The 10,930-nt window shown below is 58.4% G+C and carries 10 protein-coding genes; 8 read left to right on the top strand and 2 right to left on the bottom strand.

Annotated features, from left to right (window positions below; translation table 11 throughout):
• The first annotated feature begins 118 nt into the window (after window positions 1-118).
• The 7 genes from ahcY to A3730_RS22985 all read left to right on the top strand — a co-directional run bounded on the left by ahcY (window position 119) and on the right by A3730_RS22985 (window position 8,053).
• Window positions 119-1,507, top strand: a complete 1,389-nt coding sequence (ahcY, locus tag A3730_RS22955) for an adenosylhomocysteinase (RefSeq protein WP_063518693.1) — start codon at window positions 119-121, stop codon at window positions 1,505-1,507.
• A 113-nt stretch (window positions 1,508-1,620) separates the two neighbouring features.
• Window positions 1,621-2,448 carry a methylenetetrahydrofolate reductase [NAD(P)H] gene (gene metF / locus A3730_RS22960; protein ID WP_063518692.1) on the top strand — a complete coding sequence of 276 codons (828 nt, stop codon included), beginning with the start codon at window positions 1,621-1,623 and terminating at the stop codon, window positions 2,446-2,448.
• 473 nt (window positions 2,449-2,921) lie between these two features.
• The gene (locus A3730_RS22965) at window positions 2,922-3,389 is read left to right on the top strand and encodes an aminoacyl-tRNA deacylase (RefSeq protein ID WP_063518691.1); all 468 of its coding nucleotides are present in this window, start codon (window positions 2,922-2,924) and stop codon (window positions 3,387-3,389) included.
• A gap of 420 nt (window positions 3,390-3,809) precedes the next feature.
• On the top strand, window positions 3,810-5,303 hold the full coding sequence (gene pyk, locus A3730_RS22970; protein ID WP_063539042.1) for a pyruvate kinase: 1,494 nt from the start codon (window positions 3,810-3,812) through the stop codon (window positions 5,301-5,303).
• 244 nt (window positions 5,304-5,547) lie between these two features.
• Entirely contained in the window at window positions 5,548-6,489 is a 942-nt protein-coding gene (locus tag A3730_RS22975) for a DegV family protein (RefSeq protein WP_063518934.1), read from the top strand.
• A gap of 172 nt (window positions 6,490-6,661) precedes the next feature.
• A complete protein-coding gene (locus tag A3730_RS22980) occupies window positions 6,662-6,880 on the top strand; it encodes a hypothetical protein (protein ID WP_007151188.1) in 219 nt (72 codons plus the stop codon).
• Window positions 6,881-6,898: 18 nt separating this feature from the next.
• Window positions 6,899-8,053 carry a hypothetical protein gene (locus A3730_RS22985; RefSeq protein ID WP_063518933.1) on the top strand — a complete coding sequence of 385 codons (1,155 nt, stop codon included), beginning with the start codon at window positions 6,899-6,901 and terminating at the stop codon, window positions 8,051-8,053.
• Window positions 8,054-8,104: 51 nt separating this feature from the next.
• Here A3730_RS22985 and A3730_RS22990 read toward each other — a convergent pair whose 3' ends face one another.
• Window positions 8,105-8,506, bottom strand: coding sequence for a GFA family protein (locus A3730_RS22990; protein ID WP_231880475.1), 402 nt, complete (start codon window positions 8,504-8,506; stop codon window positions 8,105-8,107).
• 72 nt (window positions 8,507-8,578) lie between these two features.
• A complete protein-coding gene (locus A3730_RS22995; protein ID WP_063518932.1) occupies window positions 8,579-9,451 on the bottom strand; it encodes a LysR family transcriptional regulator in 873 nt (290 codons plus the stop codon).
• Between the two features lie 175 nt (window positions 9,452-9,626).
• Between A3730_RS22995 and A3730_RS23000 the strand changes: the two genes are divergently transcribed.
• Window positions 9,627-10,736, top strand: coding sequence for an S-(hydroxymethyl)glutathione dehydrogenase/class III alcohol dehydrogenase (locus A3730_RS23000; protein WP_063520956.1), 1,110 nt, complete (start codon window positions 9,627-9,629; stop codon window positions 10,734-10,736).
• The last annotated feature ends 194 nt before the right edge of the window (window positions 10,737-10,930 follow it).

A 10,930-nucleotide genomic window follows, 5' to 3' on the forward strand; every position in this document is an offset into this window, starting at 1 on the left:
CAGGATGTTGACCGCATTTACGCCATGCTCAACAACTTGATCCAGGCACTGAAAAGTGCATGAAAGCTTTTAGCGTCAGACGTCCGACCTTCGACGTCCGACCCCAACGGAGAAAACCATGAACGCGAAAGCGGACACCTTTACCGACTATAAAGTCGCCGATATTTCCCTTGCCGCCTATGGCCGCTCGGAAATCCATATCGCCGAAACCGAAATGCCGGCACTGATCGCCATTCGCGAAAAGTACCGTGCCGAGCAGCCGCTGAAAGGCGCCAAAATCATCGGCTGTATCCACATGACCATTCAGACCGCTGTGCTGATCGAAACCCTGGTCGCCCTGGGTGCCGAAGTACGCTGGTCAAGCTGTAACATTTTCTCCACTCAGGACCACGCCGCTGCGGCCATCGCCGCCGCCGGCGTACCGGTGTTTGCCTGGAAAGGCGAAACCGAAGAAGAGTACATGTGGTGCATCGAGCAAACCTGTCGCGACGGCAACGGCGAGCTGTGGGAAGCCAACATGATTCTGGATGATGGTGGCGACCTGACCGGCTACATCCACGAGACCTACCCGGCCATGCTCGACAGCATTCACGGCATCACCGAAGAGACCACCACCGGTGTGCACCGTCTCTACGAAATGCTGAAAAAAGGCACATTGAAAGTGCCGGCGGTCAACGTGAACGACTCCGTCACCAAGAGCAAAAACGACAACAAGTATGGTTGTCGTCATTCCCTGAACGATGCCATCAAACGCGGCACCGACCACCTGCTGTCAGGCAAGAAAGCACTGGTTGTCGGTTACGGCGACGTGGGCAAGGGCTCAGCCCAGTCCCTGCGCCAGGAAGGCATGATCGTGAAGGTTACCGAAGCGGACCCGATCTGCGCCATGCAGGCCTGCATGGACGGCTTTGAAGTGGTCAGCCAGTACAAGGGCGGCATCAACGATGGCAGCGAAGCCTCCATCAACACCGAGTTGCTGGGCAACACCGACCTGCTGGTAACCACCACCGGCAACTTCAATGTCTGCGACGCCAACATGCTCAAGACCATCAAGAAAGGCGCCGTGGTCTGCAACATCGGCCACTTCGACAACGAAGTGGACACCGCCTTCATGCGTGAGACCTGGGAATGGGAAGAGGTGAAGCCGCAGGTGCACAAGGTATGGCGTGACAAGGCCGCCGGCGATTTCCTGCTGCTGCTCTCCGAAGGCCGCCTGGTCAACCTGGGCAACGCCACCGGCCACCCCAGCCGCATCATGGACGGCTCCTTCGCCAACCAGGTCCTCGCGCAGATGTATCTGTTCGATCAGGGTTACGCCAACCACTCTGACGCCGTGAAAGAAAAAATGCTCAAGGTGGAAGTGCTGCCCAAACAGCTGGACGAAGAAGTGGCCCGTTACATGGTGGAAGGCTTCGGTGGCGTGATCACCAAACTGACCCAGGAGCAGGCCGACTACATCGGCGTCGGCGTGGAAGGCCCCTTCAAGCCCGAGCACTACAAGTACTAAGTCGGACGTCTGACGCCGGAAGTCGGATGCCAAAAGCGTCAGACTTCCGACGTCCGACCCGGCCATCGAAAGCACTACGCTTTCAACAATGACAAACGTAAATGGCAAGCCCCATGCAACGAATCAGTTTTGAATTTTTTCCTCCCAAGACAGAACAGGGAAAGGAAAAATTACTGGCCACGCAGAAGAAGCTGCTGGCCAAAAACCCGGCTTTCTTTTCCTGCACCTTTGGTGCCGGCGGCTCTACCCGTGACAACACCCGCGACATGGTCAACAAGCTGCGCGAGCAGCACGGCGACACCGCCCCGCACCTCAGCTGCATCGGTCAAAGCAAGGAAGAAATCCTTGAACTGGTGAACGGCTATAAGGATGCGGGTGTCACCCGCATCGTCGCCCTGCGTGGTGACCTGCCTTCCGGCATGGGTTATGCGCAAAGCGAAATCAAATACGCCGATGAACTGGTGGCCCTGATCCGCCAGGAAACCGGCGACCACTTCCAGCTGGAAGTGGCGGCCTACCCGGAAATGCATCCCCAGGCACGCAGCTTTGAAGATGATATCGCTCACTTCAAGCGCAAAATGGATGCCGGCGCCAACAGTGGCCTGACCCAGTATTTCTATAATGCTGATGCCTACGGCTATTACATGGACGCGCTGCAAAAAACTGGCTGTGATGCTCCCGTCTACCCGGGCATCATGCCGATTCTTAATGTGGCCAACCTGCTGCGTTTTTCCAACACCTGTGGCGCCGATGTGCCGCGCTGGCTGCAAAGCAAACTCAACGACATCAAGGACGACGATGCCGCAGTAAAAGCCTTCGGCGAAGAAGTGGTTACCCGTCTGTGCGAACGGCTACTGGCCATGGGCGCGCCGGGGCTGCACTTCTACACCATGAATCAGGCCGGGCCGAACCTGCGCATTCTCGACAATCTGGGAATGTGACAAGAGACGCTGCACGCGCCAGGCAGCATGCAACACGCAACAACGCGGGCAGGGGTTATGCCAGACGGCATGATCACTGCCCGCGTTTTTATTGAACCCTATCCCTTAAAGAATATTGTAGGAGTTCCCTTCCAGGGGACGAATCGCGCTTGCGCGAAAATCGCCGGCAATATGCTCAGGCGTGCCAGCTGGGCAGGCATCCCTCAAAAAGAAATTTGCTTTTTATTCTCCTCGCTGCGCTCGGTTCGTCCCCTGGAAGGGAACTCCTACAGCCACCACACAAGATACACCGACCGCTCGTCCTATTCTTTTCCGCTATAAAGATTAGCGCATATTTGTATTTCTCCTCCTTGTTCGCCGGCTCTACCCTTAATCAGACATCCTGTCACGGAGCGTCTCCTGGGCTCCAGCCACAAGCTGTTTGTCAGGCCGCTCCCCAATCCCGGCGACACGATTCCGGGAGGAGGTTCGTCATGCCCGCCCGCGCACTGGCCGATTTTCTCGACAACAACGGCGTGAATTATCACTGCTACAACCACGCGCCCGCTGTTACCGCTTCCGAGGTAGCACAGTCCGCCCATATTCCCGGCCGACACATGGCCAAGACCGTGATTGTGGACGTGGATGGAAAACTGGCCATGGCGGTGCTGCCTGCCAACCAATATCTGGATCCGGAAAAATTACGCCAGGCCCTCCATGCCAACCGCGTTGAGCTGGCCAGCGAAGACGACTTCAAGGATTGCTTCCCGCTTTGCGAACCCGGTGGCGAACCGCCGTTCGGGAATCTGTACAACATGAATGTCTATGTGGACGACACCTTGCTTCGCGAAGATTGGCTTGCCTTCAATGCGGGCACTCACACGGAAGTGATAAAAATGGGTATGGGTGACTTTCTTCGTCTCAGCCAGGCCCAGGCCTGTGCCTTTGCCATGCTTCACTGATTCCCTGCTACCGGTTTCCCCTTTCCCCGCCTTCCCGGCGGGGCTTTCTTTAGGTTCATCGCGGCTTAGAGTGAATAACACGCTTTTCGCCGTCTGACGGCTTATCACAAATACCCGGCACTTTGCCAAACGCTCGACGCCGAACGCCTGACGCAAACCTCCATAGCCTGAGGCGTTGTCGTTTTTGCGCAGAGAGAATGGTCGCCAAGGTTTTTAGGTTTTGAATTCAAGCGTCCATCGTCGGGCATCCGGCGTCCTGCGGTTACCAGGGCGGGATAATGAGACAAGTTCTGAAACCGGCTGATCACTCAATTCCGCAATGAACCTTTCTTTAAGGATTAAAATGAATCTCAGCTTTCCGGTCCCATGCCCGGCTGGCTGTCATCGTTCGTTCGCGTCCCCATGGTATGCTAATGCGAAATGATTGATGGAAAGACACGCATGCCCTCTCGCACCCCACAGCACCCGCTTCGCCGCACCAAGATTGTTGCCACCGTTGGCCCCGCCTCTGCACCGGAACCCATGCTCGACATGCTGATCGAGGCCGGTGTTAATGTCTTCCGGCTGAATTTTTCCCACGGCACCGCCGATACCCATCGTGAGACTGCCGAGAAGATTCGCCGCTGCGCCGGGCAACGCGGTGAGCATGTGGCCATCCTCGCCGATCTGCAGGGGCCCAAAATCCGTATTGGCTGCTTCCGGGACGGTCCCATCATGCTCAGCGCCGGGCAGCCTTTTACCCTGGATACGGCCCTCCCGGATGACGCCGGCGATGCCGAACAAGTCGGCGTCAGCTATCCCCCCTTGCCCACCGATTGTCAGGCAGGGGATATTCTTTTGCTCAATGACGGCCTGCTGGAACTGGAAGTGAACACCATCAATGGCACCCGCGTGGAATGCACCGTGCGGGTGGGTGGCGAACTGTCTGATCACAAAGGCGTGAACCGCAAGGGCGGCGGGCTCAGTGCCCGCGCCCTCACCGAGAAAGATCTGGCCGATATCCTTACCGCCGCCGATATGGAAGTGGACTTCCTGGCCCTGTCCTTTCCCCGCGATGCCGAGGATGTGAACGAAGCCCGCCGCCGCTATCACGATGCCGGAGGCAAGGGCGGCATCATCGCCAAAATCGAGCGGGCTGAAGCGGTGGCGGATGATGACACCCTGGATGCCATTATCAACGCATCCGACGGGGTTATGGTGGCCCGCGGCGACCTGGCCGTGGAAATTGGTGACGCCGAACTGGTCGGCGTGCAGAAGCACATCATCCGCCGGGCGCGGGCACTGAACCGTTTCGTGATCACCGCCACCCAGATGATGGAATCCATGATCCACAGCCCGCAACCCACCCGTGCGGAAGTCTCCGACGTGGCCAACGCGGTGCTGGATGGCACCGATGCGGTGATGTTGTCGGCGGAAACCGCCGTTGGCGATTTTCCGAAAGAAACCGTGCAAGCCATGGATCGCATTATCCTTGGCGCCGAACGCACCTGGCAGGAACGCCGCACCGATCGCCCCATCAATGACAGCGCAGACAACATTGATGAAGTCATCGCCATGGCCGCCATGCAGGCCGCCAACCGGCTCAGCAATGTGGCCGCCATCATCGCCATGACGGAAACCGGCAATACCCCGCGGCTGATGTCACGGCTACGCTCGGGCATGCCCATCTATGCGTTCACCCCCTACCCCTCAAGCCAGCGGCGCGTGGCGATTCTGCGCGGCGTCCATGCCATTCCCTTCGACAGCCACGCCCTAGCCAGCGACACCGTGAACCGCCAGGCAGTGAGCATGCTGGAAGCCATGGGCGTGGTGCAGACCGGCGACCGGGTGCTGATCACCAAGGGCAACTATGACGATGCCCACGGCGGCACCAACACACTGAAAATCGTGGAAGTGGGCGGCAATATTCAATAGGGGGGAGCTCCTGCAAAATTGAGGATCCCCTGAATAACGCCTCGCACAACCCAGCCGGCAAGACGCCTAACGCCAGATGCCCGACAAAAAACCTGCAGCCTGCAGGTTTTCCTGGTCAGGCACCTGGCATCCAGACTGCAGCGTTCAAATAACATTCCTACACCATTCCCATACGCAAAAAGACGCCAATACCGGAACGCCCGTTCTAGACTGAAATCACACAGGCTTCGCAAGGCGTATAACAATGAAAATCGGTCTGGTTGTGGATTCAGGTTGTGATCTTCCCAAAGACTTTATTGATGCCAATAACATTCTGGTGATGCCGGTTCCCATCCGTATCGGCAAGGAAATTTATGTGGATGACCGGGACCCACAGCGGGCGCGGGAATTCTATGCCCGACACGAAGTCGACAAGACCCATGACGCAGAAACTGCGCCACCGTCCGTGGAACAAATTCGCACCCTGTTACTGGATCAGGCCGTGGGCGAATTTGATTACGCCCTGGTGCAAACTGTCCCCAAGAGTCGCAGCCCCATTTTCGACAATGCCACCGATGCTGCTCATGCAATCCTGTCCGACTACAAAAAAGTCCGTGAAGCCGCCGGCCGGGAAGGCCCTTTTCGTATTCGCGTCAGCGATAGCCAGACACTGTTTGCCGGGCAGGGCGTGCTGGCCGCAGAAACCATTCGCCTGATTCAGGCCGGCACAAAAATCGGTGACATCCGCCAACGCATCAGCGACCTTACCCCCAACGCCACCGGCTACGCGGTAGTGCCGGATCTGTACTATGTGCACAAACGGGCCCGTAAAAAAGGCGATAAAAGCGTGGGGTTTGTCGGCGCCCTGATGGGATCGGCACTGGATATCAAACCCATTCTCTGTGCTCGCCAGGATCAGACCTTTCCCGTGGCCAAAGTATGCGGCTTTGAGAGTGCGGTGGAAAAAATGTTCGCCCACGCCTGCCTGTGCGTGGAACGCGGCCTGCTTACCCCGATTGTCTGTGTCAGCTATGCCGGTGACCCGGATGCCGCCTTCCAGATGCCCGGCTTTTCCGCCCTGAAAACCACCGCAGAGAAACACGGAGTGCAGCTACTGGTCAGCCACATGGGCCTCACCGGCGGCGTCAATATCGGCCCCGGCGCGATCAGCGTGGGGTTTATCAGCGAACATACCGAGTTCAGCTGAGCACCGCTGTTATTGCCGGCCGGCAAGGCGCTCGCCTTGCCGGTCCCTTCCTCCGCTCCGCTTGTAAAATTTTCACCTCAGCCTTTCTCAAGCGCCGCCCAAAACCGGCTTTTCGGCAACAGTCTTCCTTCTGCTTTGCTGGCATAGTAGCGCCTGAATTGAAGGAGGAACCATGTCTGATTCCATCAGTACCTTGAAAAACAAGGGCTTGCCGGCCGATGCGCTGGCCTTTATCGAGTCCTTGCCCGCTGACCAGGCCAGCAAGCTGGCAGACACCGTGCTCGCCGCACTGGAAACCAAAGACGCCCGCGTGGAAAAGGCCATGAATAATGCCTTGAACGTGGTGCCCGGGCCTTTCCGTCGCCCGGTTAAAAAAATGTTGTTCGGTTAAATCAGCAGGAGACAGATCATGCATATTGAAACCCAGGCCGAGCTACTCAAGCTGAGCCGTCTGCTGGAAACCGACGAAGCCGAGATGGCCTTTCTCGACGGCCAGGACCTGAACGCCCTCGCCGCGTTCCGTAACAGCGTTTCCAGTTTTTTCTATGAACAGCACCAGGACAGCTACCAACGCCTGGCCGGCATCAGCAAGCTGGTGCCCACCGGCGCCAGTGCCAAACTGGCGACCACCGTGCTGGGGTCTGTGCTGGCCGCCGGGATTGCCTCCGAGCTACCCGCCGAGCGCGCTATCAAGCTGGCCGACAAACTGCCCGACGATTTTCTCGCCAAGCTGTGCATCCACCTTGAGCCTTCCTATTCCCGGGCCTTGCTGGCCGCCATGCCCGACAAGATTGTCGCCACGGTCGCCAAGGCACTGCTGGCCATGAATGAGCACATCACCCTGGCCCGCTTCGTGGCCGTGATCCAGCCGTCCGCGCTGAAGGCCGTCACCGGCAGCGTCGATGACGGTGAAGCCATGGTGAAAATTGCGCTGTATCTGGAAGATAAAAGCAAACTCGACACCTTGCTGGGCCTGCTCACCGAAACGCAGCAACGGGCCACACTCAAAGCCGCCACCGATCACGAGCTGTGGCCCGCCGTGCTGTCACTCAATGGCCATTTGAACACCCAGCTCCGCGGCCAGATGGGCAATCTGGTGGCCGAACAGGGAGAGACGGTGCTGAGTCATATCATTGAAGTTGCCAGCGACCAGCAGCTTTGGACCAACCTGCTGCAGGCGGTGAATGCCATGGACAACACGCACCAGCAGGCCGTGGTCAATGTGGCCAAGCTGCGCGAAGACCACATCATGGAAAGCCTGATCACCACTGTGGCGGAAGAGAACAGCTGGGACGAGCTGCTGCTCCTGCTACCGTTGCTGGATCATGCTCACCTGGCCCCGGCACTGGATGTGCTCACCGAACGCCAACCCCAGACTCTGGACCAGGCACTCAGCCAGGCCCACGACAGCAACCTGCTGGGACTGTTCGGGCACTTGCCGGAAGAGGAAGAACCGCGGATGGCCAAGGCCCTGCATAGCCACGCAACGGATAGCTGGCAGGCCTTTGCCGCGCGTAACAGTGACGCCCAGGAAATTGCCTCACTCAAGGCCCAGCTGGGCTAGTAAGCGTTGCACCCAAAGCCGGGACGGGTAGCCCGTTCCCGGCCTCGCTGGCTATGCCGGGCGACCCGCCGGATACCGGGGCAAGTCATCGTCGATGGACCACCAGTTACAGGCTGAATCCACGTAAAAGTGAAACGCAGGGCGGGTCTCCAACGGCTCATTCAACAGCCCCGCTCGAATTCGCACCACGCCCGGCAGACTCTCAAGGCGACTGAACAGCGGCGAACCACACTCGCGACAAAACACTCGCTGCTTCCCCGGCGTGGACTCATACCCTTTCAACAGATCTTCCCCGCGAACCCAGCGCAGCTGCGTCGTCTTCACCGGAATATTGGTCACCAGTGCAGTGCCCTGTGCCTTGCGACACTGCTGGCAGTGGCACACCTGTATCGGCGCCAGCTCACCGTCAATCTCGAACGCGACGCCACCGCAAAGACAACTTCCTGTGTACATATTCATTCCCTTTTGGTTGCTGCAGGAGCGCCGCTGGCGGCGCTCCTGCAAAAAGACTCTTTCAGCACCTTTTCAATCCCCCATATGCTCCACCAGAAAGTCCACGAACTGGCGCACCTTCGGTGACAAGTGCCGATGCCGGGGATACACCACCCAGACCGCTGTGTGGGTGCAGGCATACTGGTCCAGCACTGACACCAGGTCCCCGCGCTGCAGATCCTCCGCCACATAATAATCTGGCAACTGCACCAGCCCGATGCCCTTGCGCGCCGCATCCAGCAAGGCCACTCCGGAGTTACCCTTCCAGTTACCCTGCACCTTGCTGTGGCGATGTTGGCCGTCCACATCAAAAGCCCATTGCTCCGAAGAACCCTGCAGGCAATTATGGCCGCTCAACTCACCCAACGTATGGGGCCGGGCGTGGCGGTCGAAATACGCTGGCGATCCCACCACATATTCCCGCCGGGGGCAGAGCTTGCGAGCGATCAGGGACGAGTCCGGCAAGGCACCCGTGCGAATCGCCACATCGAACCCCTCATCCACAATATCCACCCGTCGATTGGTGAAATCCAGCTGCACCGACAACTGCGGGTGGCACGCCAGAAAATCGTTGACCAGCGGCGCGATAAATCGCTCACCAAAGGTAGTGGCACAAGTCAGCCGCAGCACGCCGGTGGGCTGCTGCTGGAAATCACTGATCGCATTCAACGCCTCCTGAAACCCATCGAACAACTGACAACAGTGCTCGAAGTAAACCGCGCCGGCATCCGTCAGCGTAAGCCGCCGGGTGGTGCGGTACAGCAACTGCGTACCCAGCTGGGTTTCCAGCCGCGCCACCAGCCGGCTCACATGGGAGCTGGATACCCCCAGGCCCCGGGCGGCGCGCGCAAAGGAGCCCAGGCGCACCACTTCCACGAAGGCCTCAATTCGGTCCCAATGCTGCATTGTTGCTCCTGAACAATAATCTATTGCCGAATTGTGCCTTATAGCCTGATTCGTGTCTGCGTATAGTGAATCCAGCTATCCGTGGTCCGGTAGACTGGTCAAGCGACGGACATAACATCAACCCGTCTGCGCCGAGTCTGGCCACCACCCAAATGCCATTATTGTTGGAGTCATCATGAAATCACGCGCCGCTGTGGCCTGGGAAGCAGGCAAACCTCTGGTTATTGAAGAAGTCGACGTGGCCGGTCCCAAGGCCGGTGAAGTGCTGGTACAGATCGTCGCCACCGGCGTCTGCCACACGGACGCCTACACCTTGTCCGGGAAAGATCCAGAAGGCCTGTTCCCTTCCATTTTCGGCCATGAAGGCGCCGGCATCGTGCAGGAAGTGGGTGAAGGCGTCACCAGCCTGAAACCCGGCGATCACGTGATTCCGCTCTATACCGCCGAGTGCCGCCAGTGCAAATTCTGCCTCAGCGGCAAGACCAATCTTTGCCAGGCGGTCCGCGCCACCCAGGGCCAGGGCCTGATGCCCGACAGCACCAGCCGCTTTTCCCTGAACGGTAAACTGCTGCATCACTATATGGGCACCAGCACCTTCTCCGAGTACACCGTAGTGCCGGAAATTTCCCTGGCCAAGGTCAGCAAGGAAGCGCCGCTGGACAAGATCTGCCTGCTGGGTTGCGGCGTTACCACCGGCATTGGCGCGGTACTCAATACCGCCAAGGTAGAAGCCGGATCCACCGTTGCGGTGTTCGGTCTCGGCGGCATCGGCCTGTCGGTGATTCAGGGCGCGGTGATGGCCAAGGCAGAACGCATCATCGCCATCGACACCAACCCGGCCAAGGAAACCCTGGCCCGCCAGTTCGGCGCCACCGACTTTATCAACCCGAAGGATTACAACGATTCGATCCAGGAAGTGATTGTCGAGCTCACCGACGGCGGCGTGGATTATTCCTTCGAGTGCATTGGCAACGTGAACGTGATGCGCTCTGCTCTGGAGTGCTGTCACAAGGGCTGGGGCGAATCCATCGTTATCGGCGTGGCCGGTGCCGGCGAAGAAATTTCCACCCGCCCGTTCCAGCTGGTCACTGGCCGGGTCTGGAAAGGCTCTGCCTTTGGCGGCGTCAAAGGCCGCACGGAATTACCCGGTTACGTGGATCGCTACATGAAAGGCGAAATCAAGATTGATGAATTCGTCACCCACACCATGGGCCTGGACGAGATCAATACTGCCTTTGATTTGCTCCACGAAGGCAAGAGCATTCGTTCGGTCATTCTTTTTTAAGAGGCAATAAATTCCGACCGTAGGAGATTCTATGTTGTCCACCCCAGTCTTCATGAGGCAGGGGCCGGCTGATAGTCGGTGCCATTTTTCATAAGCGCGAAGGCGATACGAACCAGTTTGCGCGCCAGGATGACTAACGCTTGGGTAGTTGCCAGCCCTCGATCCAGATAAGCCTGATAGACCCCTGCCCAACG

It is taken from the genome of Alcanivorax sp. HI0044, assembly GCF_001634945.1.